Genomic DNA, 24,827 nt, shown 5'->3' with positions numbered 1-24,827 from the left:
TTTAGGTCGGTAGTTCAGTTGGTAGAGCATCGGTCTCCAAAACCGAGTGTCGCGAGTTCGAGTCTTGCCCGGCCTGTTATTAAAATTAATTTTTTTTATAGAGGAAAATTATGGCAAAAGCAGTTGATTTTATCAAAGAATGTGGTGCTGAACTTAAAAAGGTAGTTTGGCCAACAAAAGATGATGTAATTTCATCTGTAAAAGTTGTTGTTATTTCTTCAATTATTATTGCCGTAATTCTTGGTGCATTTGATCTTCTGTTCTCTGCTGGAATGAGTTTCCTTTTTCCTGCCGCATAAAAGAGGATTTTGGTTTATGTCTAAAAATTGGTACATAGTTCATACTTATACTGGTTATGAAAAGAAAATTCTTCGTACTGTTAATCAGATGCTTGAAGCAGGAGAATTTGATTCAAATATTATTACAGATGTAAAAGTTCCGGAAGAAGAAGTTGTAGAAATTAAAGACGGAAAAAGACACAGCAGAAAAAATATGATTCTTCCAGGATATATTATGCTGGAGATGGATTTGCCAGATTTTGGCTGGAAAGACCTTTGTGGAAAAATTCGTCATATTCAGGGAGTTACAGGTTTTGTAGGAACTAATCCTTCTGAAAGACCTCGTCCTATTTCTGCCGAAGAAGCAAAGTCTCTTCTTCTTAAAGCCGGTGAAATTAAGGGCGAGAAAAATGTTAAGATTAAACAGAATTATGCAATTGGCGATCAGGTGAAAATCACCGAAGGACCGTTTGCAACATTTAGCGGCTCGGTTGAAGAAATCGATCCTGCAAAAGGCAAGCTTCGTGTTATGGTTCAAATCTTTGGACGTGCAACACCAGTTGAAGTTGATCTTCTTCAAGTTGAAAAACTTATCTAGAATCGCATAGAATCAGCCCTGTTCTTTAATAGGGCTTTTCCTATATTTGGAAGAAATACAAGTCCGTTGGACAGAGGTATTTCGCTAGTGACTGGACTCTTTTTTTTTGAATCCAAGTCCGACACCAATTAAGGGAGCTATAAAAAATGGCTACAAAAAAGGTTACAGCTGTCATTAAATTACAGTGTCCAGCAGGATCGGCTACTCCGGCCCCGCCAATTGGACCTGCACTCGGACCTCACGGTGTTTCTGCGCCAGTATTCGTTCAGCAGTTCAATGACAGAACAAAGTCAATGGAAAAGGGACTTATTATCCCTGTAATCATTACCGTTTATCAGGATAGATCATTTACATTTATCTTGAAAACTCCACCAGCTGCTGTTCTTATTAAGAAAGCGCTCGGTCTTTCAAAAGGTTCAGGAAACCCTCTTCGTGACAAAGTAGGCAAACTTACACAAGCTCAGCTTACTGAAATTGCAACACAGAAAATGCCAGACATCAATGCAAACGACATTGAAGCTGCAAAAAAAATTATTGCCGGTACTGCACGCAGTATGGGTGTTGAAGTGGAGGCTGAATAATGAAACACGGAAAGAAATATTCTGAAGCTCTTAAAAAGTATGATCCACAGAAACACTATGCAGTTGCTGAAGCTTGCAAAGTTGTAAAAGACATCCACTTTGTAAAATTCGATGAAACTGTTGAACTCCATGTGGCTCTTCGTCTTGGAAAAAGCCAGACTGTACGTGATACATTGGTTTTCCCAAATCAGTTTACTGCAGAAAAGAAAGTTCTTGTATTCTGTCCAGAAGAACGCGCAAAAGAAGCTCTTGACGCAGGTGCAACTTACGCAGGTGCTGCTGAATATATCGACAAGGTAAAGAGCGGTTGGCTTGATTTTGATGTTGCAGTTGCTACACCAGATATGATGAAAGATGTTGGTCGTCTTGGTATGGTTCTCGGACGAAAAGGACTTATGCCTAACCCAAAAACAGGAACTGTTACAAATGACCTCGTTCATGCAATCAGCGAACTTAAAAAAGGTCGTACAGAATTCCGCGCAGACAAAGAAGGCGTAATTCACATTGCTGTAGGAAAAGTTTCTATGGATGCAGATAAAGTTGCAGAAAACGTAACAACTCTTCTTTCAGAACTTGACCGCAAAAAGCCGGCTGATGCAAAGGCTGACTTTGTACGCTCAGTATCAGTAAGCTCTTCAATGGGTCCTGGTGTTTGGGTAGATGTTAAGGAGGAGGCATAATCTATGGCTATTCTTGCTAAAAAACTCCAGCCTGCTAAAACAGCAGCTATCGAAGAAACAAAAAAAGTTTTTGCTGATTATAATGACTTCATCTTTACAGAATATCGTGGTCTTACAGTAGAACAGATTTCGGCACTTCGTGACAAACTTCGTGAACACGAAGCTCCAATGAAGGTTGTAAAGAATAACTTCGCTCGCGTTGCTTTTGAAGAAATGAAAATCGACAACGTTTCTGACTATCTTACAGGCCCAACAGCCGTTGTAATGGCAAAAGAAGACAGTAACGAAGCTGCAAAAGTTCTTTATGATTTTGCAAAAGACGCTCCTGCTCTTGTAATCAAGGGCGGATATATTGGCAATGAAATTTACGATCAGGCTAAAATGGAAGCTTATTCTAAGGTTCCTGGAAAGAAACAGCTTATCGCAATGCTCATGTCTGCAATCAATGGCCCAGTTCAGAAACTCGCTGCTACTTTGCAGGCTTATGTTGATAAAAAATCACAGGAAGGTGGAGCAGCTCCGGCAGAAGAAGCAAAAGCTGAGTAAGCACTTTGCAATTCTTGTGAAGCAAGGTCAGGCTTCATAGCTGTCGACTGTCCTTGCAAAAATATAAAATTGCGGAATAACGGTTCAGTTTGTTCCGCCCGCAATTAAACCTGAGTTAAATCAAAATGATTTAACATGCCTATTTAGGAGAAGATAATATGGCAGCAATCACACAGGATCAGATCCTCGACGCAATCGCAAACATGACAGTTCTCGAAGCTTCAGAACTCGTTAAAGCAATGGAAGAAAAATTTGGTGTTACAGCAGCAGTTGCAGTAGCAGCAGGTCCAGCAGCTGGTGGAGCGGCAGCAGAGGAAGAACAGACAGAATTCACAGTAACTCTCGAAGGCTTCGATGCAGCTAAAAAGATTGCAGTTATCAAAGCAGTTAAAGAAGCTCTCGGACTCGGTCTTGGTGAAGCTAAAACTTTGGTTGAAGGCGCACCAAAAACACTTAAAGAAGGTGTTTCTAAGGCTGAAGCTGATGAACTCATCAAGAAAATGGAAGAAGCTGGTGGTAAAGCTTCTAAAAAATAAGTCAGTTTCGGTTAAACCGGATTACTTAAAAAAAGTCGCATAAACGACATTCACATTAAATGCTTACGTTTAGAGTTAATAAAATGTTGGCTTCTAAATGTAAGCTTTTAGTGTCTAAAGTGGATTTTAGAAAGTCCAAAAATATGATATTAGCATCATCGCCAGATGATGTTTTTTGCCGTAGACCCGGCATATAGCTTTTTAATTTTGTGCTGTATCTTTAATTTCAGTATGTCATACGGATTTTTTGATATGTAGCAATTTTAATAAGTAAAGTCCCTCATAGGAGAACTAGATGTTCGCCAAAAGCAGAACCATCAATCGTCAGTACTTCGGAAAAAATATCCAAAACTTTATGGAAATTCCGAACCTTATCGACATTCAGCTTTCATCTTACGAAAGTTTCCTGCAGAAAGAAAAGCTGGATAACAATGAGCCTCTTGAAAACAAAGGTCTTCAGGAAGTATTTGATTCAACTTTCCCAATCGAAAGTCCAGACGGCAATATGTCGCTGGAATATGAATTTTACAAACTCGAAGAAGAAAATATTAAGTTTACAGAACTTCAGTGTAAACAGAAAGGATTGACTTATTCTGTTCCATTAAAGGCAAGAATCAACCTTAATTTTAAGGATACAGGCGCAATTCTTCAGAAAGATATATATATGGGCGATATTCCGCTCATGACAGACCGCGGTACTTTTATCGTAAATGGCGCTGAACGCGTTGTAGTTTCTCAGATCCACCGTTCGCCAGGTGTAATTTTTAATCACGAAAAAGGCGTTTATTCATCTCGCATTATTCCTTACCGTGGTTCTTGGCTTGAATTTGAAATTGACCAGAAAAAAGATTTGATTTATGCAAAAATTGACCGCAAAAAGAAAATCTTGGGAACAATTTTCCTCCGCGCACTTGGTTTTTCAACTCGCGAAGAAATCATTGACCAGTTCTACGAAACAGAAACAGTAGCTGTTGACGCTGCAAAAAAAGAAGAGCTCGTAGACAAAGTTCTCGCACGTGCCGTAAAAATTAAAAATGAAGATGGAGAAGAAAAAATTCTTCTTCGCGCAGGTTCAACTCTTCACATGCACGAAGTTGACGATCTTATTTCTCAGAATGTAAAAGAAATCACAATCATTCTTTTTGATGCACGTAAAAAGAAAGGCAACAAAGATGAGCACAATCCTTCGCTTGACAGCAGAATGATTATCAACTGTTTTGAACGCGAAGATATGAAGTACACAAAAGAAGGCGCTTCTGACGAAGAACCAACTCTTGAAGATGCTCTTACAGCGGTGTTCTCTATTTTAAAACCAGGCGAACCAATGGCTGCCGAAGCTGCAAAGAACGAACTTGAAGGCATGTTCTTCAACATTCGTCATTATGACCTTGGACGCGTTGGCCGCTATAAGTTGAATAAAAAATTCGACATTTATTCAGAACCTGTTGAAACTCATACTCTTGTAAAGAGCGACATCATCAATACGATGAAGCATCTTGTAAAAGTTTACATTGGAAACGAAGTTCTCGATGATATTGACCATCTTGGCAACCGTCGTATTCGCTCTGTAGGTGAACTTATGACAAATTCTCTCAAAACAGCATTTGCCCGCATGGAGAGAATTGCAAAAGAACGCATGAGCTTAAAAGAAACTGAAACAATGAAGCCTCAGGATTTGATTTCGATTAAACCGATTGTGGCTGCAATCAAGGAATTCTTTGGTTCTTCTCAGCTGTCTCAGTTCATGGATCAGATTAACCCTCTTTCTGAGCTTACTCACAAACGTCGTCTTAATGCTCTTGGTCCTGGCGGTCTTTCCCGTGACCGTGCCGGATTTGAAGTTCGCGATGTACATTACACTCACTATGGACGCATGTGCCCGATTGAAACTCCTGAAGGCCCAAACATCGGTTTGATTGTTTCTCTTGCTATCTTTACCCGTGTAAACGAATATGGATTTCTTGAAACACCATACCGCAAAGTCGTTGACGGAAAAGCAACTGACAAAGTTGAATATCTTTCGGCAATGGACGAAGACAGATACTACATCGGTCAGGTTGCTGAAGGCATGAAGGCTGACGGTTCTTTCCCGACAGAAATGGTTTCTTGCCGTCACGTTGGCGATTATACAACTCGCAACGTAAAAGACATTCAGTACATGGACGTTTCTCCACGTCAGGTTATTTCGGTTTCTGCATCTCTTGTTCCATTCCTTGAACACGATGACGCCAACCGTGCTTTGATGGGTTGTAACATGCAGCGTCAGGGCGTTCCACTTTTATTCCCGGAGCCGCCGTTTGTTGGAACTGGTATGGAAGCAAAAGCTGCTTACGATTCTGGTGTTCTTATTAAGGCAAAACACGATGGCGAAGTTGTTTGGGTAGAAAGCGACCTTATTAAAGTTAAGGTTGACGGTTCTGATAAAATTGATGAATATCCTCTTCTTAAATATCAAAGAACTAACAACGATACTTGTAACCATCAGCGTCCTACTGTTGAAGTTGGCGAAAAAGTTAAAAAAGGCGATGTTCTTGCTGACGGTCCGGCAACTTTCAACGGAGAACTTTCTCTCGGCCGCAACCTCCTTGTTGGATTCGTTCCATGGAATGGTTACAACTACGAAGACGCTGTACTTATCAGTCGCCGCGTAGTAAAAGAAGATATGTATACTTCTATTCATATCAAAGAATTCCAGACAGAAATCCGCGAAACTAAACTTGGTCCAGAAAAAATTACCCGCGATGTTCCAAATACATCTGAAAAAATGCTTAACAATTTGGACGCAGAAGGAATTATTCGCATTGGTGCAAAAGTTCGTTCAGGCGACATTCTTGTTGGAAAAGTTACTCCAAAATCAGAAACAGAAACAACTCCTGAATTCAAGCTTTTGAACTCAATCTTCGGTGAAAAGGCAAAAGAAGTTCGCGATTCTTCATTGCGCGTTCCACATGGAATTGAAGGCGTAATTATCGATGTTCAGCGTATGAAGAGAACTGAAGGCGATGATTTGAACCCTGGCGTTGATGAAGTTGTAAAAGTTCTTATTGCAAATAAACGTAAACTTCGCGAAGGCGACAAAATGGCCGGACGTCACGGAAACAAAGGTGTTGTTGCACGTATTCTTCCAGAAGAAGACATGCCGTACTTGGCAGACGGAACTCCGCTTGATGTTTGTCTTAATCCGCTTGGTGTACCTTCACGTATGAACATTGGTCAGATTATGGAATCTGAGCTTGGAATTGTAGGCCGCTACCTCAATCAGTATTTTGAATCTCCAGCTTTCCAGACTCCTTCTCAGGAACAAATTGCTGAAAAACTTATCGAAGCAGGACTTAGTCCGGATTGTAAACAGATTGTTCGCGATGGACGCACTGGTGAACCATTTGTAAATCCGATTTTTGTTGGTGTAATCTACTTCCTTAAACTGCATCACCTTGTTGATGACAAAATGCACGCTCGTTCAACAGGACCTTATTCACTTGTTACTCAGCAGCCACTTGGTGGTAAAGCTCAGTTTGGTGGTCAGCGTCTTGGAGAAATGGAAGTTTGGGCGCTTGAGGCTTATGGCGCTGCAAACACATTGCAGGAAATGATGACGATTAAGTCTGACGATATGAATGGACGTTCAAAAGTTTACGAATCAATCGTAAAAGGTGACCCGACGGCAGCAGCTGGTGTTCCAGAATCATTTAACGTAATGGTACAGGAACTTCGCGGTCTTGCTTTGGACTTTAAAATTTATGACGCAAAGGGAAAGAGAATTGCCCTTACCGAACGCGACCAGGAACTGATTGACAAGGCAAGTTCTGGTTTCGAAAAGGAGAATGAAGATGCGTGATATTCAAGATTTTGATTCAATAAAAATAAAGCTCGCCAGCCCGGACGATATCCGCAGCTGGTCTTATGGTGAAGTAAAAAAGCCGGAAACAATCAATTATCGTACTCTCAGACCAGAGAAAGACGGACTTTTCTGTGAACGCATTTTCGGAACTACAAAGGAATGGGAATGTTACTGCGGAAAATTTAAGTCAATTCGCTACAAGGGCGTAATCTGCGACCGTTGCGGTGTTGAAGTTACTCACTTTAAGGTTCGCCGTGAACGCACTGGCCATATTGAGCTTGCTGCGCCGGTAAGCCATATTTGGTACTATCGCTCTGTTCCAAGCCGCATGGGACTTTTGCTTAATATGCAGGTTGCCCAGCTTCGTTCGGTTCTTTATTACGAAAAATATATTGTAATTGATCCGGGCGACACAGAGCTCAAGAAAGGTCAGCTTCTTTCGGAAGATGAATACAACGAAGATGTTGAGCGCTATGGACAGGAATTCACAGCGGGAATGGGCGCAGAAGCAATTAAAACAATGCTCGAAAACCTTAATCTTGATGAGCTTGCTGCTGAGCTCCGCGAAAAAATGCGCGAAAAGGGAACAAAAACAGACAAGCGCCTTCTCAAACGCATTCAGATTGTTGAAGATTTCCGTTCTTCAGGAAACAAAGCTTCTTGGATGATTTTGGACGTTATTCCAGTAATTCCGCCTGATCTTCGTCCTATGGTTCAGCTTGATGGCGGACGTTTTGCAACATCAGACTTGAACGATCTTTATCGCCGTGTAATCAACCGCAATAACCGTCTTAAAAGACTTATGCAGCTTTCGGCTCCGGATATTATCATCCGCAACGAAAAACGTATGCTTCAGGAAGCAGTTGATGCTTTGTTTGACAATTCAAAACGCAAGCGGGTTGTAAAAGGCGCTTCAAACAGACCTCTCAAATCAATCAGCGATATGCTTAAAGGTAAACAGGGACGTTTCCGTCAGAACCTTCTTGGTAAGCGCGTAGACTACTCTGGCCGTTCGGTAATCGTTGTTGGTCCGGAACTTAAGCTTTGGCAGTGCGGTCTTCCGACAAAAATGGCTCTTGAATTGTTCAAGCCATTTATAATGAAGAAACTTGTTGATAAGGACATTGTTCTCAACATCAAAAAAGCAAAAACTCTTGTTGAACAGGAAGCTCCTGAAGTATATGCGATTCTTGATGAAGTAGTACGCGAACATCCTGTAATGCTTAACCGTGCTCCTACTTTGCACCGTCTTGGTATTCAGGCATTTGAACCTGTCCTTGTTGAAGGAAAGGCACTCAAGCTTCATCCTCTCGCATGTAAGGCTTTTAACGCCGACTTCGACGGAGACCAGATGGCTATTCACGTTCCTCTTACACAGGCTGCTCAGATGGAATGTTGGACTTTGATGCTTTCTGCGCGCAACCTTCTTGACCCTGCAAACGGAAATACAATTGTTTATCCATCGCAGGATATGGTTCTTGGTATTTACTATATGACTTCAGTAAAACCAAATGCAAAGGGAACAGGAAAACGCTTCTCAAATGATGATGAAGTTACAATGGCTGCAGAAGACGGATATATCGAATGGAATGCCGAAATTAAGGTGCCAGCACCGATAGATTCGTTTAACGGCGACTTTAAACAGGGTGATTTAATCACAACTACAGCAGGACGTATTCGTTTTAACGCGGAAATGCCTGACGGTGTAGGATTTGTAAACCAGCGCATGGGCGACAAAGATCTTCGCAAGATGATTGAAAAAGTTTATCACACAAAGGGCGCATGGCTTACAATTCAGATGCTTGATGCCGTAAAGGCATGCGGTTATCACAACGCAACATTCTTTGGTGCAACTCTTTCTATGGAAGATATTCTTATTCCAGAAGAAAAGAAACCGATGGTTGACGAAGCAAATAAACAGGTTGAAGAAATTGTTGGCCAGTATTCTCGCGGTGTAATTACAGCAGATGAACGCTACAATAAAGTAACTGATATTTGGGCTCGTACAAACGAAAAATTGACAGAAATCATGTACGACAAGCTTCAGAAAGACAAGAACGGATTCAACACAATCTATATGATGGCTGATTCCGGTGCCCGCGGTTCTAAAAAACAGATTTCTCAGCTGGCTGCAATGCGTGGCTTGATGGCTAAACCTAACGGCGACATCATTGAATTGCCTGTAAAATCAAACTTCCGCGAAGGTCTTTCGGTTATTGAATACTTTATTTCTTCAAACGGTGCCCGCAAAGGTCTTACAGATACTGCGCTTAAGACAGCCGATGCCGGTTACATGACCCGTCGTCTTGTTGATGTTGCTCAGGATGTTGTTGTTAATCTTGAAGACTGCGGAACAATCAACGGTATTGAATATTCTGCAATCAAAAATGGAGACGAAATTCTTACTCCGCTTTCAAAGAGAATTGCAGGTCATTTCTCTATTGAGCGTGTAATTCATCCTGTAACTGGAGAAGTTCTTTGCGAATCAAATGAATATATTACAGATGAACTTGCTAAGAAAATCGAAGATGCTGGTGTCGAAAAAGTAAAGCTCAGAACTGTTCTTACTTGTGAAGCTGAACATGGCGTATGTGTAAAATGTTATGGCAAAAATCTTGCCCGTAACAAACTTGTTGAAATCGGTGAAGCTGTCGGTGTTATCGCTGCTCAGTCAATCGGTCAGCCAGGTACACAGCTTACAATGCGTACATTCCATGTTGGTGGCACAGCCTCTAAGGAAACAGAAGACAACAAGATTGTTCTTCCTTACGATGTTCTTATCGGAACAGTTGCCGGAACTCATGTTGTTACAGACGACGGACATTGGTTGTTTACTCGTAAAGGCAGCATGATGGCGACCCGTCTTATCGACACTCTCAATGTTGAGTCGGGAGATAAGGTTGTTGTTGAAGATGAAGCACGCGTTCTTAAGGGAACAGTTCTTGTTGAAAAGAAATCTGGAAATATTACTGCTAAAGAAAACGGACACATCATTATTAAAGACGGTGTAGTTTATCTTGCAAGTAATGAACAGAAAGTTGAAATTAGCAACGGTTCAACAATTATGGTAAAAGAAGGTGACATCGTTAAGAGTGGCGATGTTATCGGTACATTCGACCCATTCTCTGAACCAATTATTGCTGAAGTAAGCGGATATATTCACTTTGACGATGTAATTCTCGGTCAGACACTTGAAGAAATTGTCGATGTAAACTCAGGAAAAACAGAGCGCCGTATCAGTGATTTGCACTTGGATGTAAAGCAGCCTCGTATTCTTATTACAGACGAAGTTGGAAATGAGCTTGGTTCATATTACTTGCCAGCGGGCGCTGTTCTTCGTGTAGAAGACAAGCAGCAGATTGAAGCAGGTAAAACTCTTGCAAGCATGCCGGTTGCCGCTGCAAAAACAAACGATATTACTGGTGGTCTTCCTCGTGTATCAGAATTGTTCGAAGCAAGAAAACCAAAAATTCCTTGCGTTCTCGCACAGATTTCTGGAACTGTTAAGTTCAAGGGAATTACTAAAGGTAAACGTGTTATTGTTGTAGAAGATGAATACGGAAAACAGTTTGAACATGTTGTTCCAATGACACGCCGTCTGTTTGTTCGTGATGGAGATCAGGTAGTTGCAGGTGAGCAGCTTTGTGACGGTGCGGCAAGTGCTCATGATATTCTTGCGATTCTCGGTGAAAATGCGCTGATGGATTACCTTATGAATGAAATTCAGGGCGTATACTCTGCACAGGGTGTAACAATTGCCGACAAACATATTGGTGTAATTGTTCGTCAGATGCTTCGCAAGGTTGAAATTGTGTCTGTTGGAGATACAAAATTTATTTATGGGCAGCAGGTTGATAAATACCACTTCCGCGAAGAGAATAGGCGTATCATTGCAGAGGGCGGTCAGCCGGCAGTTGCACGTCCAATGTTCCAAGGTATTACAAAGGCTGCTCTTGCAACAGACTCTTTTGTATCTGCATGTTCGTTCCAGGAAACAACCCGTGTTCTTACGAACGCTGCAATAAAAGGCGAAGAAGACCATCTCCGTGGTTTGAAAGAAAATGTAATTATAGGCCACAGGATTCCTGCTGGAACTGGTATTAAAGATTACAGGAACATAAAACTGTTTGATGGTTCTGATAACGACCTTGATGTTCAGATGGAAGAAGTTTTGGAACGCCGTCGTCTTGAACAGGAACGCGAAAAAGAAGCTGCGTATCCTCCTATCAATGACAGTGCTTCTGAAGAAGACTAGTCATCATCAAAATCCAGTGAATTTTTTTTGAATAAATTTGCTGGATTTTGATAAAATTCAGTTGACCGATAGTTAAAAAATTCGGTATGATTGAATACCCTATACTTTTAAAGTGTAGTTTTGTTTGTTATTTTGACCGGGGTGCTGACCGGCATACAAATAGGAGATTAGGCGATGCCTACAATTAATCAATTGATTCGTAAGGGTAGACAGGCACTTGCAAACCAGACTAAAGCTCCCGCACTTGAGTCTTGTCCACAGAAACGTGGCGTTTGCACTCGTGTAATGACTGTTACACCAAAAAAACCAAACTCAGCTCTCCGCAAGGTAGCTCGTGTTCGTTTGTCAAATGGAATTGAAGTTACTGCATATATTCCAGGTATTGGACATAATTTGCAGGAACACTCAGTTGTTCTTATCCGTGGTGGCCGTGTAAAGGATCTTCCGGGTGTACGCTACCACATTATCCGCGGTACAAAAGATACTCTTGGTGTAGAAGGACGCAAACGCGGTCGTTCTAAGTACGGTGCTAAGAGACCTAAGGCATAATATTTAAAGGAGAATTACTATGGGAAGACATAAGAAATCAGTAAATCGTCCTATTATGCCAGACGCAAAATACAACAGCCCTGTTGTAACAAAATTTGTTTCACGCATGATGTTGGATGGAAAAAAACAGACTTGTACAAAAATCGTCTATGAAGCAATGGACAAACTTAAGGCAAAAACAAATCAGGATCCTCTTGAAGTATTCATGAAAGCTCTTGAAAATGTAAAACCATTGGTAGAAGTAAAGTCTCGCCGTGTTGGTGGTGCAACTTATCAGGTTCCGATGGAAATCAGAGATTCTCGTCGCGAAGCTTTGGCTATGCGCTGGATTATTGGCGCAGCTCGCAGCAGAAGCGGTCACGGAATGGCAGAAACTTTGGCTTCAGAACTTTTTGATGCATTCAACAATACTGGTTCTGCATATAAAAAGAAGGAAGATGTGCACAAGATGGCAGAAGCAAACAAAGCATTTGCTCACTATCGCTGGTAGTATTATTCTTGATAAAGGCCTGTCTGTAAAATCTGGCAGGTCTTTTTTTTATTTGGGTGGCTTTTTGCTGTGCAAAAATCGAGCTTTTCGGGGTTGTCATTCCTTCGGAACGGCTTCGCCGCCCCTGCAATCTCTGCCACGAAAAAAATGGCATGTTGTTTTGTTAAGCTAAAGTTTTCCATGATGAAACTCTGCTTTTTTTTTCTTAATTTTATGCAAAATATCAAATTATTTTACTTTTAAGTATTGAAATTATTTATAAAAAAATATATAAATATAAAACAGTCTGAATAGATATATTTAGATTAAGGGTTCTTTGAATTTTTCAGACAGACTTCAATTTTTTTATTAAGTCTGACTTAAGCCGTAAAGTTAATTGCTATGCAATTTTCAGGCTGGGTAGCCCTAGAAGCAAAGTCTAGCGGTTTTTCTGAGGCAGACAATCCTTTGTTTGTCGGTAATTCTGAACGCCAGACTTAATTATTTGGATTTTAATCTGATGATGACAGGTGGTGTCGGAAAAATTCTTCGAAAGTTATGGAGAATTGCTTTTTTGTAACAACTTTTCATAAATCAGATAAAAATAAAATAGTGTGTATGCGAATGTGCTGTTTTCTGTACGAAAATGGTTCCATTCTGGCTTAAAGTGCATCACATAAATCATCTTTTTTAAGCCGGATAAAAGAAAGATAATTCGGCAAAGGAGAAAAACATGGCAAAGGAGAAGTTCGTTAGAACTAAACCTCACATGAACGTTGGTACTATTGGTCACGTAGACCATGGTAAGACAACACTTTCTGCGGCTATCACTACTTATTGTGCAAAAAAATACGGTGATAAGCTTTTGAAGTACGATGAAATCGACAATGCTCCAGAGGAAAAAGAGCGTGGTATTACAATCAATACACGTCACCTTGAGTATCAGTCAGACAAGCGCCACTACGCTCATATCGACTGTCCAGGACACGCTGACTATGTAAAAAACATGATTACTGGTGCTGCTCAGATGGACGGCGCAATTCTCGTAATTGCTGCTACTGACGGTGTTATGGCTCAGACAAAAGAACACCTTCTTCTTGCTCGTCAGGTAGGTGTACCAAAGATTATCGTATTCCTCAACAAAGTTGACCAGCTCGATGGCGATGAAGAAATGCTGATGCTCGTAGAAGAAGACGTAAAAGACACAATCCAGAAATACGGATTCTCTGCGGATACACCAATTATCAAAGGTTCTGCTTTCAAAGCTTTGAACGAGTCTGATAATCCAGAAAACACAAAATGTATCGAGGAACTTCTTGCCGCAATGGACAGCTGGTTCGATGATCCAGTTCGCGATGATCAGAAGCCATTCCTTATGCCAATTGAAGACATCTTCACAATCTCTGGACGTGGTACAGTAGTTACTGGACGTATCGAACGTGGTGTTGTTAATATGAACGACCCAGTAGAAATCGTAGGTATTCGCCCGACACAGTCTTCAACTGTAACAGGTATCGAAATGTTCCAGAAAACTCTTGATCAGGGTCAGGCTGGTGATAACGTAGGTATTCTTCTTCGTGGTGTTGAAAAGAAAGATGTTGTACGTGGACAGGTTCTTGCAGCTCCAGGCTCAATCCACCCACATACAAAGTTTGAGGCACAGATTTACGTTCTTTCTAAGGAAGAAGGTGGACGTCACTCACCATTCTTCTCTGGATACCGCCCGCAGTTCTACTTCCGCACAACAGATATTACAGGTACTGTAGAACTTGAACCAGGCACAGATATGGTAAAACCAGGTGATAACGTAAAAATTATCGGCGAACTTATTCACCCAATCGCTATGGATGAAGGTCTTAAACTCGCTATCCGTGAAGGCGGTCGCACAATCGCTTCTGGACAGGTTACAAAAATCATCGAATAGTAAAATTAGTGATTGAAAGCACAGCGACTTTTAGTCACTGTGCTTAATCATTGGAGTGAATAAATGGCTAACGGAAAAATTCGTGTTAGACTTCGTGCTTTTGATGTTGAACTTATCGATCAGAGCGCAAAATCAATCGTGCAGACAGTGCAGAAGGCAGGAGCAAAGGTTTCTGGTCCTATCCCACTTCCAACAAGAATCAATAAGGTAACAGTTCTTCGTTCACCGCATGTAAACAAAAAGTCGCGTGAACAGTTTGAAATGAGAACTCACAAACGTCTTATTGATATCTTAAATCCAACATCTGATGTAATGGATTCTTTGATGAAACTTGAATTGCCTGCAGGTGTAGATGTAGAAATTAAACAGTAAGAGCTAGGCTGCGTCGCAGTTAAGTCTTATTGAAAAACGGTAACGGTCCCTTGGATCAGGGATGGCGGCCGACAGAGAAGAAAGTTTGCTTTCTTCTATAGGAGAAATATCAGAATGAAAGGTCTGATTGCAAAAAAAGTAGGAATGACACAGGTATTCGACAGCAACGGCGAACTGACACCAGTAACCGTGATCCATGTAGAACCGAATACAGTTGTTGCTACAAAAACAAAGGAAGCAAATGGCTATGATGCTGTTGTTCTCGGTCTTGAAGATATAAAAGAATCAAAGATCAGCAAAGCATACAAAGGTCAGTTTCCAGAAAATGTATCGCCAAAACGTCATTTGAAAGAATTCAGAGAATTCGAACAGGAAGTTAAAGTAGGCGATCAAATTGGACTTGAGTTGTTTGAATCAACATCTTATCTCGATGTTACAGCAACTTCAAAAGGTAAAGGATTCCAGGGCGTTATGAAACGCTGGGGCTTCCATGGCGGACGTGCAACTCACGGCTCTAAGTTCCATCGCGAAGCAGGTGGTACGGGAAATTGTACAACACCTGGACACAGCCTTAAAAATGTAAAAATGCCAGGACGCATGGGTTTTGAGCGTGTAACAGTTCAGAATCTTAAGATTGTAAAAATCGACCCTGAGCTTAAAGTTATTATGGTACGTGGTGCTGTTCCTGGAGTTAAGGATTGCACTCTTATCATCAAGTCTGCAGTAAAGAAGTAATCCGGAGGAAATGAGAAATGGATAAGAAAGTTTTTTCAACCGATGGTAAAGAACTGCGCACAATTACGCTTGATGATAGCATTTTCGGACTTCCAGTTAATGAAGATGTTATTTACTATGCCATCAATAACGAATTAGCAAACAAACGTGTTGGAACAGCTTGTACAAAAACTCGTTCTGAAGTACACGGATCAAATGCTAAACCATACAAACAGAAGGGAACAGGTCACGCTCGTCGTGGTGATAAAAAATCTCCAATCAATGTTGGCGGCGGTACAATCTTTGGCCCAAAACCACGTGATTTTGGTTTTGAACTCCCTAAAAAGGTTAAACGCCTTGCTATGAAATCAATTTTGAGCTTACAGGCTCAGAGCGACAGACTTACTGTTGTAGAAGATTTCACTGTTGAAAGCGGAAAAACAAAAGACTTGTTGAAAGTTCTTAACAATTTTGCTAAGGATGAACGCACAGTCGTTATTCTTAAAGATGATGATGCAAAAATTAAACAGGCTGGACGTAACCTCCACAATGTTTACTTCTTGTCTTTCAACCGTCTTCGTGCACATGACCTCTTCTACGGAAGAAAGGTTATCTTGCTCGAATCGGCAGCTAAGAATCTTTCAGAATTCTATAAAGAAGGGGAGGCTAAATAATGACTGATATTCTTATTGAGCCAGTACTGTCTGAAAAAGCAACTGCTTTGCGCGAACAGGGCAAATATACTTTCAAAGTAGCCCCAGATGCTAACAAAACACAGATAAAAGAAGCAGTATCGAAACTCTTCAATGTTACAGTTGTAAAAATTACTACTGTAAATGTTCTCGGTAAAGTTAAAAGGGTTCGTGGAAAACCTGGAAAAACTGCCGACTGGAAAAAGGCAATTGTTCGTCTCGCTCCAGGAGAAACAATTAAGGTATTCGAGGGCGTTTAAGCCTTCGTTAAATTAAGGGGAACCAGATGGCTCTTAAAGTTTTTAAACCATACACTGCTGGTACTCGTACCCGCATCGATTTGGTAAGAGAAGAACTGACAACCGATAAACCCGAAAAAAGTCTGGTATCAGGTCTTAAGTCAAATGGTGGACGCGGTCAGGGTGGTCGTATTTCTGTACGTCATCAGGGTGGTGGACACAAAAGAAAGTATCGCGTAATTGATTTTAAACGCAATAAGCACGGAATTCCTGGAACTGTAAAAACTATTGAATACGATCCAAACCGCAGTGCAAATATTGCTTTGATTTATTATGCAGATGGCGAAAAACGCTATATTATTGCTCCAAAAGGACTTACTGTAGGACAGAAAATTATGTCTGGTGAAAACGCAGTTCCAACTGTTGGAAACGCACTTCCACTTGAAGTAATTCCTGTTGGTTTTACAGTTCACAACATTGAATTGACACTTGGCCGTGGTGGACAGCTTGCCCGCTCAGCAGGTGCTTCTGCTCTTGTTGCTGCTAAAGACGGTGAGTATGTTGTAATTCGCCTTCCTTCAGGTGAAACACGCCGTGTCTTTGGAAAATGCTATGCAACAATTGGCGTTGTTGGTAATGAAGAACGTATGAACACTCAGCTTGGTAAAGCTGGTCGCAGACGTTGGCTCGGTATCCGTCCAACAGTTCGTGGTATGGCTATGAACCCGGTTGATCATCCGCTTGGTGGTGGTGAAGGGGCTGGTAAAGGACATCAGCCTGTTACACCTTGGGGACAGCCATGTAGAGGTTATAAGACTCGCAATAAGAGAAAGCCTTCTAACCGTTTCATTGTTTCACGCCGTAAGAAGTAGTAGGAGTAGTTAACAATGTCAAGATCAGTTAAGAAAGGACCTTTTATTGAAAAGAGCCTTTACAAGAAAGTTATTGAAATGAATAAAGAGTCAGACAAGAAAATGATTAAAACATATTCTCGTTGCTCTACAATCATTCCAGAAATGGTTGGAAACACAATCAGTGTTTACAACGGTAAGTCATGGATTCCTGTATATGTTACTGAAAATCTCGTTGGCCATAAGCTCGGCGAATTTGCTCCAACTCGTACATTTAAAGGACATGGCGGCACTGATAAGAGTGCTAAATAAAGGTGGATACTATGGCAGAGAAAAAAGGTTATGTAGCCACTACAAAATTCCTGATTGCATCACCAACTAAGGTTCGTCCAGTTGCTAATGTAATTAAGCAGAAGAAATGCTCAGAAGCTTTGGCAGTTCTTGAAAATATGCCACAGAAGGGTGCAAGGTTGATAAAAGGTACTCTTAAATCAGCTGTTGCTAACGCTCTGTATGCAAACAAGAATCTCGATGAAGATATGCTCTACATCAAGGAAATTCGTATTGATGAAGGTCCGAGACTTAAGAGAGTTTGGTTCCGTGCTCGCGGTCGTGCTGATCAGCTCTTAAAACGTATGTGCCATATCACCGTCATTGTTGACGAGAAGGCGGGGGAATAAAGTGGGTCAGAAAGTAAATCCTATCGGTTTGCGTCTTGGAATTAACAAGACATGGCAGTCTCGCTGGTATGCTGGTCCTCGCGACTATGCAGACCTGGTTCTTGAGGATATTAAAATCCGCAAGTTGGTAAGAGAATTACCTGAATGCCAGAACGCAGATATTGCAGAAATCGAAATCGTACGTCACCCGCAGCGTGTTACAATTGTAATTCACACAGCACGCCCAGGTGTAATTATTGGTGTAAAAGGTGCTAACATCGAAAAAATCAGTGCTGAAATTCAAGCGCAGTTTGCTTCTAAAAAAGTTCAGATTAAGATTAAAGAAGTAAAACGTGCTGATATCAACGCTTCTCTTATTGCACAGAACGTTGGACGCCAGCTTGCAGGACGTGGTTCATTCCGCAAGGCTCTTAAGCAGGCTTCTTCTAGCGCGATGAAAGGTGGAGCACAGGGAATTAAGATCCGTTTGTCAGGTCGTCTTGGTGGCGCAGAAATGAAACGCTCAGAAGAACATAAGGAAGGACGTGTTCCTCTTCATACTCTTCGTGCAGACATTGATTACGCTACATACGAAGCTCATACAACCTATGGAAAAATTGGTGTAAAAGTATGGGTTTACAACGGTATGAACTACGGTATTGAAAAGAATGAAGATGCTGGACAGATTGTTCGCAAGCCTCATCGTGATCGCTCTCAGTCTAATGACTCAAGAGCAAAACGCCCTGCTCGCGCAGCAGATTCTTCAAAGGAGTAACATAAAATGCTTAGTCCTAAAAGAGTTATTCACCGTAAAGTACAGCGCGGTAAAGTAAAAGGAAATGCCACACGTGCTAACAATATTGACTTTGGTCAGATTGCTCTTGTAGCTCTCGAACCAGTTTGGCTTCAGGCTCGTCATATTGAAGCTGCTCGTGTTGCTATCAACCGTAAGCTTGAACGTAAGGGTAATGTTTGGCTTCGTGTATTCCCAGATAAACCAATTACCAAAAAACCGTCGGAAGTCCGCATGGGTAAGGGAAAAGGTTCTCCAGAATTTTGGGCTGCAAACATTAAACCTGGTGTAATTTTGTTTGAAGTTGGTGGAATTGATATTAAACTTGCAGAACAGGCTCTTAAGCTTGCCGCAGACAAACTTCCAATTAGAACAAAGATTGCTTACAAACCAACTATCGACTAAGGAGTAAGATATGGCTAATTCAAAGAAAAAGAATGTAAAAGAAATGTCTTACGCTGAATTGATAGCTGAACGTAACGACATGAAACAGAAATACATGGATCTCCGTTTCCAAATGGTAATCGGCCATGTTGATAACCCAATGCAGAAGCGTACTATGCGTCGCCAGATTGCGACTATTAATACGCTCATCCGTGCAAAAGAAATTGCCGGACAGACTAAGTAGGAGCTAACCCGTGGCAGAACAGGAAGTTCAGACTAAAAAGGGAGCAAAACGTTCTTTCGTAGGTATCGTAACAAGCGACAAAATGGAAAAAACCATCGTTGTTTCAATCGATACAAAGAGAATGAACCCTCTCTATAAGAAATACGTTACACAAACTAAAAAGTGTAAAGCGCATGATGAAAAGAACGAAGCTCACATTGGTGACACAGTTCGCATCATTGAATGCAGTCCAATCAGCAAAGATAAATGCTGGAGACTTGCAGAAATCATCGAAAGAGCAAAGTAAGCTAAAGGAGTTATAAAATGCTGCAGATGCAATCAAAATTGACTGTTGCCGATAACTCCGGAGCAAAAGTTGCTCAGGTTATCAAGGTTCTCGGTGGTACACACCGCCGTTATGCCGGTATCGGTGATATTGTAGTAGTAGCAATCAAGGAAGCAATTCCTACTTCTACTATAAAAGAAGGTACAGTTGAAAAAGCTGTAATCGTTCGTGTTTCAAAAGAATACCGTCGTCCAGATGGAACTTACATTCGTTTTGATGATAATGCTTGCGTTATCGTTGATGCTGATGGAAATCCAAAAGGAAAACGTATTTTTGGACCTGTTGCACGTGAACTCCGTGATATGGACTTCATGAAGATCGTATCACTTGCTCCAGAAGTACTGTAAGGAGAATCAATATGGAAAAGAAATTTAAGATCCGTAAAGACGATACCGTACAGGTAATCGCTGGAAAAGACAAAGGTAAACGTGGTGCTGTTGTTCGCGTAATTGCTAAAAAGGATGCTGTAATTGTATCTGGAATTAACATGGTAAAAAAAGCAATGAGAAAACGCAGTCAACAGGATCAAGGTGGAATCGCAGAAATCGAAGCTCCACTTAATATTTCAAATGTTGCGATCGTATGTAAAAAATGCGGTCCAACTAAAATTGGATTCAAAATTGACGGCGACAAGAAAACTCGTGTTTGCCGTAAGTGTGGAGAAGCACTGTAATGGATAAGTACGTACCACGGCTTAAGAAAGTCTATAAGGACACTATCGCTCCTGAGCTCTTCAAAGAGCTCGGTTATACATCCGTAATGCAGATTCCTGCTATAAAAAAAGTAGTAGTAAGCATGGGTGTCGGCGAAGCTCTCACTAACAAGAAACTCCTTGATGCCGCAGTAGCTGATTTAACTCAGATTACTGGACAGCATGCTGTTAAGACGAAGGCCAGAAAAAGTATTGCTAACTTTAAACTTCGTGAGGGCAATGAAGTTGGTGTAATGGTAACATTGCGCGGTAACATTATGTATGAATTTTTGGACCGCCTTATCAATGTTGCATTACCTCGTGTAAAGGATTTTCGCGGAATCAAAGCAACAGGTTTTGATGGACACGGAAATTTTTCTCTTGGTATTACAGAACAGATTATCTTCCCAGAAATCGATTTCGACAAAATTGTAAAGATTGCTGGTATGAATATCTCGATTGTAACAAGTGCTCGCACAGATGCGGAAGCTCGTGCATTGCTTACCAAGTTCAATATGCCTTTCAGAAAGTAGGTGAGGAACAATGGCTAAGAAATCAATGGTTATAAAAGCAGATCGCACACCTAAATATAGCACTCGTCGCTATAACAGATGTCAGATTTGTGGTCGTCCACGCGGTTATTTGCGCAAATTTAAAGTTTGCCGTATTTGTTTCCGCAAGTTAGCAAGCGAAGGCCTTTTGCCAGGCGTAACAAAATCAAGTTGGTAGTGGAGGAGAAAGAAAATGAGTACATCAGACCCAATAGCAGATATGCTCACTAAGGTTCGTAATGCTGTTCAGGCTCGCCACGAAAAAGTAGATGTTTCTACATCTAAACTTAAGCTTGAAATTGTTAAGATCCTTAAAACAGAAGGTTATATTAAGAATTTTAAGAAAGTTCAGGAAGAAGGTCATTCTATCATCCGTATTTTCTTGAAGTATGATGAAGCAAATGCGCCGGTTATCCACGGAATTGAAAAGATTTCAACTCCAGGTCGTCGTATTTATTCTGGCTATAAAGAGTTGCCACGTGTTCTTAATGGATATGGTACGCTGATCGTTTCAACTTCTTCTGGTGTAACAACTGGAAAGAAAGCAAGTGAAAAAATGGTTGGTGGCGAACTCGTTTGCAAAGTTTGGTAATAGGAGGAAGAGATGTCAAAAATCGGTAAACTTCCTGTTGCTATTCCTGCAGGAGTTACAGTTACAGTTAATGCCGGAGAAATTGTTGTAAAGGGACCGAAGGGTGAACTAAAACAGCATGTAAACGATAAAGTAAAGTTCGAAGTAAAAGACGGAGAACTTACTGTTTCGCCGGTTGATGAATCAAAAGCTGCTAGTGCAGCTCATGGTCTTTACCGTGCATTGGTTCATAATATGGTTACAGGTGTGACTCAGGGATTCTCAAGATCTTTGATTATCACTGGTGTTGGTTATCGTGCTGAAGTTCAGGGAAAAAATCTTGTAATGAACCTTGGTTTTTCTTCTGACTTTATCGCAATAATCCCTGATGGTCTTACTGTTACAGCAGATGCTAATGGTAAAGTTACTATTGCTGGTATTGACAAGCAGATGGTCGGTGAATTTGCTTCACAGATCCGCAAGCTTCGTCTCCCAGAACCTTACAAGGGAAAGGGAATTCGTTACAGCGACGAAGTTATCAGACGCAAAGTCGGAAAGACTGGCGTAAAATAAGGTGTAGCGTATGTTTAAGAAACTTAATGATAAAGCAAGAAAGCGCCTTCACCGTAAGGTTCATATCCGTAAGTCAGTTTACGGAACAGCTGCTCGCCCACGCTTAACAGTAACACGTAGCAACTGCAACCTTTACGCTCAGGTAATTGATGATGACGAAGGTGTAACTCTTGCTTCTATTTCTACTTTGGAAAAAGAATTTGCTGACTTGAAAGCGACTGTTGAAGGTGCAGCAAAACTTGGTGAAGCATTTGGAAAACGTCTTCAGGACAAAAAAATTACAACTGTAGTTTTTGACCGCAACGGATATCTGTATCATGGTGTTGTAAAGGCACTCGCAGATGGAACCCGCAAAGCAGGTATCATTTTCTAGGAGAGTCTAATGGAACGCCAGAACAAGTTCGAAAAAGAAAGAGAACAGAAAGAATTCGTTGAAAAACTTGTTAGACTGAATCGTACTGCTAAAACCGTAAAAGGTGGACGTCGTATGTCATTCTCAGCTCTCACAGTTGTAGGCGATGGAAAAGGTCGTGTAGGATATGGATTTGGCAAAGCTAATGATGTATCTGAAGCAATTAGAAAGAGTATTGATCGTGCAAAGAGAAACCTTATTACTGTTCCAGTAAAAAATGGCACTCTTCCACACGATGTTCTTGGAAAATACAAGAGTTCATCAATTCTTTTGAAACCAGCTTGTGCCGGTACTGGAATCATCGCAGGTGGTCCAGTTCGTGCAATCATGGATTCAATTGGTGCAACAGACGTAATTTCTAAGTCATTGGGTTCTTCAAGTCCAATCAATGTAGTTCGTGCAACATTTGAAGCTCTTGAAAGTCTTATGGACGCAAAAGTTGTTGCATCAAACAGAGGTAAATCTCTGCAGGAAATGTGGGGTTAATCATGGCTAAGAAAATCAAGGTAACACTTGTAAAAAGTACAATTGGACAGAAACCAGCTAAGGTTGCAACCGTTCGCAGTCTTGGTCTTAAAAGGATTAACTCTTCAAATACATTGGAAGCAACTCCAGCTGTTCTTGGAATGGCTGAAGCTGTATCACACCTGATTACAGTCGAGGAAGTAAAATAATGTCTGATTTCGTATTGAGTGCACCACAGGGTGCTAATAAGAAAAGACGCATTGTTGGCCGCGGTTCTTCTTCAGGTCGTGGAACAACTGCGGGAAAGGGAAACAAGGGACAGCAGTCTCGCTCTGGTGGAAAAACATACGTAGGTTTTGAAGGCGGACAGATGCCTCTTTATCGCCGTATTGCACACCGTGGTTTTTCTAACTACCCATTCAAGAAAGAATATTCAGTTGTAAATGTTTCTCTTCTTGAAGAAAAATATTCAGATGGTGAATCAGTAAACAAGGAAACTCTTGTTGCTAAAGGTCTTGTTTCTAAAGCAGATTCTTTGGTAAAGATTCTTGGTACTGGTGATTTAACAAAAAAACTTACAGTAGATGTAGATAAGGTTTCTGCTTCGGCAAAAGCTAAAATCGAAAAAGCTGGCGGTTCCGTTAAAGAAGCTTCTGAAACAAAAGCTAATTAAAATAAGTACCGGAGACACACATGGCAAACAATCCAATTGTAAATATGTTTAGAATTAAAGAGTTGAGAAATCGTCTGCTCTTTACATTAGCTATTCTTGCAATATTCCGTCTTGGATGCGTGCTGACGATTCCTGGAATTAATGCTGGAGTACTCGTTGAATACTTCAATAATCTTGCAAAGAGTGGCGAAAACGCATTTGCAAGTTACATGGACTTTTTTGCCGGTGGTGCATTCTCTAATTTTTCTGTGTTCATGCTTGGTGTTATGCCTTACATTTCAACACAGATTATTTTGCAGTTGGCGCTGATTATTTTCCCATCTCTTAAACGCATTGTTCAGGAAGATGGGGGGCAGCGAAAATTTGCAGCGTGGACAAGAATTGGCACAATTTTTGTATGTTTGATTCAGTCTGCCGCTGTAACGGTTTATGCAAACAGTATTCCAGGAGCAATTGTTCTTGAAAGTAATGTTGCATTCAGACTGCTTGCAATGCTCACTGTTACTACAGGTGCTATGATTACTGTTTGGCTTGGTGATCAGATCACGGCTCATGGTATTGGAAATGGAATTTCGATTCTTATTTTTGCAGGTATCGTAGCTCGTCTTCCACATGCTGTAATGGAACTTGTACAGAAAGTTCGCAGCAATGAAATCAATGCTGTTGCAGTTATCGTAGTAATTTTGATGTTCTTCGGAATTATTGCACTTGTAGTTTATGAACAGTCCGGCGAACGTAAAATCCCTGTACACTATGCTAAACGCGTAGTTGGACGGAAAATGTACGGTGGACAGAGTACTTATATTCCATTCAAGATCAATCCATCGGGAGTTATTCCTGTAATTTTTGCATCATCGTTCTTAACTTTCCCGCTTCAGATTGTTTCAAGTATTGGTGCTAGCAAGGCTTCAGCAACGTGGGTTTCAAAACTCTCTTATATACTGCAGCCGACTGGAATTACATATAATGTATTGTTGGTACTTTTGATTATTTTCTTTGCATACTTCTACACACAGGTAACCCTGAACCCCACAGAAATCGCAAAAAATATCAGAGAAAACGGCGGTTCTATTCCAGGAATCCGTACTGACAAAACAGAAGAATACATGCAGAAGGTTTTAAACCGTCTCGTGTTGCCTGGTTCAATTTATCTTGCTGCAATCGCAGTTTTGCCGACAATTATTCAGATTGCATTTAAATTCCCGCAATCAATTGCTATGTTGATGGGCGGTACTTCTTTGTTAATCTTGGTAGGCGTTGACCTTGATACAATGAGTCAGGTTGAAGCGCTTCTTAAAATGCACCACTCAGAAGGTCTTGTTAAGAAGGGTAAATTACGTTCAAGAAATTTGTAAAATTTT

The 24,827-nt window shown here is 41.0% G+C and carries 34 protein-coding genes and 1 tRNA gene; 34 read left to right on the top strand and 1 reads right to left on the bottom strand.

Features of this window, described 5'->3' with window-relative positions; genetic code table 11:
• Positions 1–3: 3 nt before the first annotated feature.
• From B2X33_RS04580 to rpsG, 11 genes are all read left to right on the top strand, one after another.
• Positions 4–76 (top strand) — tRNA-Trp (locus tag B2X33_RS04580).
• A gap of 34 nt (positions 77–110) precedes the next feature.
• Entirely contained in the window at positions 111–299 is a 189-nt protein-coding gene (secE, locus tag B2X33_RS04575) for a preprotein translocase subunit SecE (RefSeq protein ID WP_296017833.1), read from the top strand.
• Positions 300–315: 16 nt separating this feature from the next.
• Positions 316–876, top strand: coding sequence for a transcription termination/antitermination protein NusG (gene nusG, locus B2X33_RS04570; protein ID WP_296667960.1), 561 nt, complete (start codon positions 316–318; stop codon positions 874–876).
• Positions 877–1,022: 146 nt separating this feature from the next.
• Entirely contained in the window at positions 1,023–1,457 is a 435-nt protein-coding gene (gene rplK, locus B2X33_RS04565) for a 50S ribosomal protein L11 (protein ID WP_178844148.1), read from the top strand.
• On the top strand, positions 1,457–2,137 hold the full coding sequence (rplA, locus tag B2X33_RS04560; RefSeq protein WP_296017845.1) for a 50S ribosomal protein L1: 681 nt from the start codon (positions 1,457–1,459) through the stop codon (positions 2,135–2,137). The genes rplK and rplA overlap by 1 nt, the downstream gene beginning before the upstream one ends.
• Positions 2,138–2,140: 3 nt before the next feature.
• Positions 2,141–2,683 carry a 50S ribosomal protein L10 gene (rplJ, locus tag B2X33_RS04555; protein WP_296017852.1) on the top strand — a complete coding sequence of 181 codons (543 nt, stop codon included), beginning with the start codon at positions 2,141–2,143 and terminating at the stop codon, positions 2,681–2,683.
• 158 nt (positions 2,684–2,841) lie between these two features.
• Positions 2,842–3,219 carry a 50S ribosomal protein L7/L12 gene (gene rplL / locus B2X33_RS04550; RefSeq protein ID WP_078931296.1) on the top strand — a complete coding sequence of 126 codons (378 nt, stop codon included), beginning with the start codon at positions 2,842–2,844 and terminating at the stop codon, positions 3,217–3,219.
• Positions 3,220–3,514: 295 nt separating this feature from the next.
• Positions 3,515–7,057, top strand: coding sequence for a DNA-directed RNA polymerase subunit beta (rpoB, locus tag B2X33_RS04545; protein WP_296017861.1), 3,543 nt, complete (start codon positions 3,515–3,517; stop codon positions 7,055–7,057).
• Positions 7,050–11,315 (top strand): DNA-directed RNA polymerase subunit beta', encoded by a 4,266-nt coding sequence (gene rpoC / locus B2X33_RS04540; RefSeq protein WP_296667955.1) that lies wholly within the window; start codon positions 7,050–7,052, stop codon positions 11,313–11,315. Before rpoB ends, rpoC begins: the two co-directional genes overlap by 8 nt.
• 174 nt (positions 11,316–11,489) lie before the next feature.
• Positions 11,490–11,864, top strand: a complete 375-nt coding sequence (gene rpsL, locus B2X33_RS04535) for a 30S ribosomal protein S12 (protein ID WP_296017867.1) — start codon at positions 11,490–11,492, stop codon at positions 11,862–11,864.
• Positions 11,865–11,883: 19 nt separating this feature from the next.
• Positions 11,884–12,354 (top strand): 30S ribosomal protein S7, encoded by a 471-nt coding sequence (gene rpsG / locus B2X33_RS04530; RefSeq protein WP_296017874.1) that lies wholly within the window; start codon positions 11,884–11,886, stop codon positions 12,352–12,354.
• A gap of 2 nt (positions 12,355–12,356) precedes the next feature.
• Here the strand turns inward: rpsG and B2X33_RS04525 are convergent, their stop codons facing one another.
• Complete coding sequence (locus tag B2X33_RS04525) at positions 12,357–12,536, bottom strand: hypothetical protein (protein WP_296667953.1); 180 nt, start codon at positions 12,534–12,536, stop codon at positions 12,357–12,359.
• Between the two features lie 530 nt (positions 12,537–13,066).
• Between B2X33_RS04525 and tuf the strand changes: the two genes are divergently transcribed.
• The 23 genes from tuf (at position 13,067) to secY (ending at position 24,821) form a co-directional block, all read left to right on the top strand.
• Positions 13,067–14,257 carry an elongation factor Tu gene (tuf, locus tag B2X33_RS04520; RefSeq protein WP_296017886.1) on the top strand — a complete coding sequence of 397 codons (1,191 nt, stop codon included), beginning with the start codon at positions 13,067–13,069 and terminating at the stop codon, positions 14,255–14,257.
• Positions 14,258–14,320: 63 nt separating this feature from the next.
• Positions 14,321–14,629, top strand: a complete 309-nt coding sequence (gene rpsJ, locus B2X33_RS04515) for a 30S ribosomal protein S10 (protein ID WP_078931303.1) — start codon at positions 14,321–14,323, stop codon at positions 14,627–14,629.
• Between the two features lie 114 nt (positions 14,630–14,743).
• A complete protein-coding gene (rplC, locus tag B2X33_RS04510; protein ID WP_296017894.1) occupies positions 14,744–15,364 on the top strand; it encodes a 50S ribosomal protein L3 in 621 nt (206 codons plus the stop codon).
• A gap of 17 nt (positions 15,365–15,381) precedes the next feature.
• Entirely contained in the window at positions 15,382–16,017 is a 636-nt protein-coding gene (gene rplD / locus B2X33_RS04505; RefSeq protein WP_288516173.1) for a 50S ribosomal protein L4, read from the top strand.
• Complete coding sequence (locus B2X33_RS04500; protein ID WP_078931306.1) at positions 16,017–16,295, top strand: 50S ribosomal protein L23; 279 nt, start codon at positions 16,017–16,019, stop codon at positions 16,293–16,295. Before rplD ends, B2X33_RS04500 begins: the two co-directional genes overlap by 1 nt.
• A 26-nt stretch (positions 16,296–16,321) precedes the next feature.
• Entirely contained in the window at positions 16,322–17,146 is an 825-nt protein-coding gene (rplB, locus tag B2X33_RS04495) for a 50S ribosomal protein L2 (RefSeq protein ID WP_078931307.1), read from the top strand.
• A 15-nt stretch (positions 17,147–17,161) separates the two neighbouring features.
• Positions 17,162–17,437, top strand: a complete 276-nt coding sequence (gene rpsS, locus B2X33_RS04490) for a 30S ribosomal protein S19 (protein WP_288516169.1) — start codon at positions 17,162–17,164, stop codon at positions 17,435–17,437.
• Between the two features lie 11 nt (positions 17,438–17,448).
• Positions 17,449–17,805 carry a 50S ribosomal protein L22 gene (rplV, locus tag B2X33_RS04485; RefSeq protein ID WP_296017921.1) on the top strand — a complete coding sequence of 119 codons (357 nt, stop codon included), beginning with the start codon at positions 17,449–17,451 and terminating at the stop codon, positions 17,803–17,805.
• A gap of 1 nt (position 17,806) precedes the next feature.
• Positions 17,807–18,559 carry a 30S ribosomal protein S3 gene (gene rpsC / locus B2X33_RS04480; protein ID WP_296017929.1) on the top strand — a complete coding sequence of 251 codons (753 nt, stop codon included), beginning with the start codon at positions 17,807–17,809 and terminating at the stop codon, positions 18,557–18,559.
• 6 nt (positions 18,560–18,565) lie between these two features.
• On the top strand, positions 18,566–18,982 hold the full coding sequence (gene rplP, locus B2X33_RS04475; RefSeq protein WP_078931311.1) for a 50S ribosomal protein L16: 417 nt from the start codon (positions 18,566–18,568) through the stop codon (positions 18,980–18,982).
• A gap of 10 nt (positions 18,983–18,992) precedes the next feature.
• Positions 18,993–19,205 carry a 50S ribosomal protein L29 gene (gene rpmC, locus B2X33_RS04470; RefSeq protein WP_296667947.1) on the top strand — a complete coding sequence of 71 codons (213 nt, stop codon included), beginning with the start codon at positions 18,993–18,995 and terminating at the stop codon, positions 19,203–19,205.
• A 10-nt stretch (positions 19,206–19,215) separates the two neighbouring features.
• Entirely contained in the window at positions 19,216–19,491 is a 276-nt protein-coding gene (gene rpsQ, locus B2X33_RS04465) for a 30S ribosomal protein S17 (protein WP_078931313.1), read from the top strand.
• 17 nt (positions 19,492–19,508) lie between these two features.
• Complete coding sequence (rplN, locus tag B2X33_RS04460) at positions 19,509–19,877, top strand: 50S ribosomal protein L14 (protein ID WP_078931314.1); 369 nt, start codon at positions 19,509–19,511, stop codon at positions 19,875–19,877.
• Between the two features lie 11 nt (positions 19,878–19,888).
• Positions 19,889–20,203, top strand: coding sequence for a 50S ribosomal protein L24 (rplX, locus tag B2X33_RS04455; protein ID WP_296017958.1), 315 nt, complete (start codon positions 19,889–19,891; stop codon positions 20,201–20,203).
• On the top strand, positions 20,203–20,754 hold the full coding sequence (gene rplE, locus B2X33_RS04450) for a 50S ribosomal protein L5 (protein WP_078931316.1): 552 nt from the start codon (positions 20,203–20,205) through the stop codon (positions 20,752–20,754). Before rplX ends, rplE begins: the two co-directional genes overlap by 1 nt.
• 10 nt (positions 20,755–20,764) lie before the next feature.
• The gene (locus B2X33_RS04445; RefSeq protein WP_296017969.1) at positions 20,765–20,950 is read left to right on the top strand and encodes a type Z 30S ribosomal protein S14; all 186 of its coding nucleotides are present in this window, start codon (positions 20,765–20,767) and stop codon (positions 20,948–20,950) included.
• 15 nt (positions 20,951–20,965) lie between these two features.
• The gene (gene rpsH / locus B2X33_RS04440) at positions 20,966–21,364 is read left to right on the top strand and encodes a 30S ribosomal protein S8 (protein ID WP_078931318.1); all 399 of its coding nucleotides are present in this window, start codon (positions 20,966–20,968) and stop codon (positions 21,362–21,364) included.
• A gap of 12 nt (positions 21,365–21,376) precedes the next feature.
• On the top strand, positions 21,377–21,916 hold the full coding sequence (gene rplF, locus B2X33_RS04435) for a 50S ribosomal protein L6 (protein ID WP_296017983.1): 540 nt from the start codon (positions 21,377–21,379) through the stop codon (positions 21,914–21,916).
• Between the two features lie 10 nt (positions 21,917–21,926).
• Complete coding sequence (gene rplR, locus B2X33_RS04430) at positions 21,927–22,289, top strand: 50S ribosomal protein L18 (RefSeq protein ID WP_273065900.1); 363 nt, start codon at positions 21,927–21,929, stop codon at positions 22,287–22,289.
• Positions 22,290–22,298: 9 nt separating this feature from the next.
• Positions 22,299–22,814 carry a 30S ribosomal protein S5 gene (rpsE, locus tag B2X33_RS04425; protein WP_296017998.1) on the top strand — a complete coding sequence of 172 codons (516 nt, stop codon included), beginning with the start codon at positions 22,299–22,301 and terminating at the stop codon, positions 22,812–22,814.
• A gap of 2 nt (positions 22,815–22,816) precedes the next feature.
• The gene (gene rpmD, locus B2X33_RS04420) at positions 22,817–23,002 is read left to right on the top strand and encodes a 50S ribosomal protein L30 (RefSeq protein ID WP_296018004.1); all 186 of its coding nucleotides are present in this window, start codon (positions 22,817–22,819) and stop codon (positions 23,000–23,002) included.
• Positions 23,002–23,466, top strand: coding sequence for a 50S ribosomal protein L15 (gene rplO / locus B2X33_RS04415; protein ID WP_296018009.1), 465 nt, complete (start codon positions 23,002–23,004; stop codon positions 23,464–23,466). Before rpmD ends, rplO begins: the two co-directional genes overlap by 1 nt.
• Positions 23,467–23,486: 20 nt before the next feature.
• Entirely contained in the window at positions 23,487–24,821 is a 1,335-nt protein-coding gene (secY, locus tag B2X33_RS04410; protein WP_296018016.1) for a preprotein translocase subunit SecY, read from the top strand.
• Positions 24,822–24,827 lie beyond the last annotated feature (6 nt).

Origin of the sequence: Treponema sp. UBA785, from assembly GCF_002297065.1 — a bacterium.
Lineage (GTDB): Bacteria > Spirochaetota > Spirochaetia > Treponematales > Treponemataceae > Treponema_D.
The sequence above is the reverse complement of the archived record's forward strand: the minus strand, read 5'-3'. Positions and strand labels throughout refer to the sequence as shown.

Excerpts from the sequence above, each read along its gene's own strand:
- rplP (WP_078931311.1), top strand. The coding sequence starts at position 18,566 with ATGCTTAGTCCTAAAAGAGTTATTCACCGTAAAGTACAGCGCGGTAAA.
- rpsE (WP_296017998.1), top strand. The coding sequence starts at position 22,299 with ATGGAACGCCAGAACAAGTTCGAAAAAGAAAGAGAACAGAAAGAATTC.
- rplC (WP_296017894.1), top strand. The coding sequence starts at position 14,744 with ATGAAAGGTCTGATTGCAAAAAAAGTAGGAATGACACAGGTATTCGAC.
- tuf (WP_296017886.1), top strand. The coding sequence starts at position 13,067 with ATGGCAAAGGAGAAGTTCGTTAGAACTAAACCTCACATGAACGTTGGT.
- rplK (WP_178844148.1), top strand. The coding sequence starts at position 1,023 with ATGGCTACAAAAAAGGTTACAGCTGTCATTAAATTACAGTGTCCAGCA.
- rplO (WP_296018009.1), top strand. The coding sequence starts at position 23,002 with ATGTCTGATTTCGTATTGAGTGCACCACAGGGTGCTAATAAGAAAAGA.
- rpsH (WP_078931318.1), top strand. The coding sequence starts at position 20,966 with ATGAGTACATCAGACCCAATAGCAGATATGCTCACTAAGGTTCGTAAT.
- rplN (WP_078931314.1), top strand. The coding sequence starts at position 19,509 with ATGCTGCAGATGCAATCAAAATTGACTGTTGCCGATAACTCCGGAGCA.
- rplD (WP_288516173.1), top strand. The coding sequence starts at position 15,382 with ATGGATAAGAAAGTTTTTTCAACCGATGGTAAAGAACTGCGCACAATT.
- secE (WP_296017833.1), top strand. The coding sequence starts at position 111 with ATGGCAAAAGCAGTTGATTTTATCAAAGAATGTGGTGCTGAACTTAAA.
- B2X33_RS04445 (WP_296017969.1), top strand. The coding sequence starts at position 20,765 with ATGGCTAAGAAATCAATGGTTATAAAAGCAGATCGCACACCTAAATAT.
- rplR (WP_273065900.1), top strand. The coding sequence starts at position 21,927 with ATGTTTAAGAAACTTAATGATAAAGCAAGAAAGCGCCTTCACCGTAAG.
- rplA (WP_296017845.1), top strand. The coding sequence starts at position 1,457 with ATGAAACACGGAAAGAAATATTCTGAAGCTCTTAAAAAGTATGATCCA.
- rpoB (WP_296017861.1), top strand. The coding sequence starts at position 3,515 with ATGTTCGCCAAAAGCAGAACCATCAATCGTCAGTACTTCGGAAAAAAT.
- rplE (WP_078931316.1), top strand. The coding sequence starts at position 20,203 with ATGGATAAGTACGTACCACGGCTTAAGAAAGTCTATAAGGACACTATC.
- rplL (WP_078931296.1), top strand. The coding sequence starts at position 2,842 with ATGGCAGCAATCACACAGGATCAGATCCTCGACGCAATCGCAAACATG.
- rpsS (WP_288516169.1), top strand. The coding sequence starts at position 17,162 with ATGTCAAGATCAGTTAAGAAAGGACCTTTTATTGAAAAGAGCCTTTAC.
- B2X33_RS04500 (WP_078931306.1), top strand. The coding sequence starts at position 16,017 with ATGACTGATATTCTTATTGAGCCAGTACTGTCTGAAAAAGCAACTGCT.
- rplV (WP_296017921.1), top strand. The coding sequence starts at position 17,449 with ATGGCAGAGAAAAAAGGTTATGTAGCCACTACAAAATTCCTGATTGCA.
- rpoC (WP_296667955.1), top strand. The coding sequence starts at position 7,050 with ATGCGTGATATTCAAGATTTTGATTCAATAAAAATAAAGCTCGCCAGC.
- secY (WP_296018016.1), top strand. The coding sequence starts at position 23,487 with ATGGCAAACAATCCAATTGTAAATATGTTTAGAATTAAAGAGTTGAGA.
- rpsJ (WP_078931303.1), top strand. The coding sequence starts at position 14,321 with ATGGCTAACGGAAAAATTCGTGTTAGACTTCGTGCTTTTGATGTTGAA.
- rpmD (WP_296018004.1), top strand. The coding sequence starts at position 22,817 with ATGGCTAAGAAAATCAAGGTAACACTTGTAAAAAGTACAATTGGACAG.
- rpmC (WP_296667947.1), top strand. The coding sequence starts at position 18,993 with ATGGCTAATTCAAAGAAAAAGAATGTAAAAGAAATGTCTTACGCTGAA.
- rpsG (WP_296017874.1), top strand. The coding sequence starts at position 11,884 with ATGGGAAGACATAAGAAATCAGTAAATCGTCCTATTATGCCAGACGCA.
- rplF (WP_296017983.1), top strand. The coding sequence starts at position 21,377 with ATGTCAAAAATCGGTAAACTTCCTGTTGCTATTCCTGCAGGAGTTACA.
- nusG (WP_296667960.1), top strand. The coding sequence starts at position 316 with ATGTCTAAAAATTGGTACATAGTTCATACTTATACTGGTTATGAAAAG.
- rplJ (WP_296017852.1), top strand. The coding sequence starts at position 2,141 with ATGGCTATTCTTGCTAAAAAACTCCAGCCTGCTAAAACAGCAGCTATC.
- B2X33_RS04525 (WP_296667953.1), bottom strand. The coding sequence starts at position 12,536 with ATGGAAAACTTTAGCTTAACAAAACAACATGCCATTTTTTTCGTGGCA.
- rplX (WP_296017958.1), top strand. The coding sequence starts at position 19,889 with ATGGAAAAGAAATTTAAGATCCGTAAAGACGATACCGTACAGGTAATC.
- rpsL (WP_296017867.1), top strand. The coding sequence starts at position 11,490 with ATGCCTACAATTAATCAATTGATTCGTAAGGGTAGACAGGCACTTGCA.
- rplB (WP_078931307.1), top strand. The coding sequence starts at position 16,322 with ATGGCTCTTAAAGTTTTTAAACCATACACTGCTGGTACTCGTACCCGC.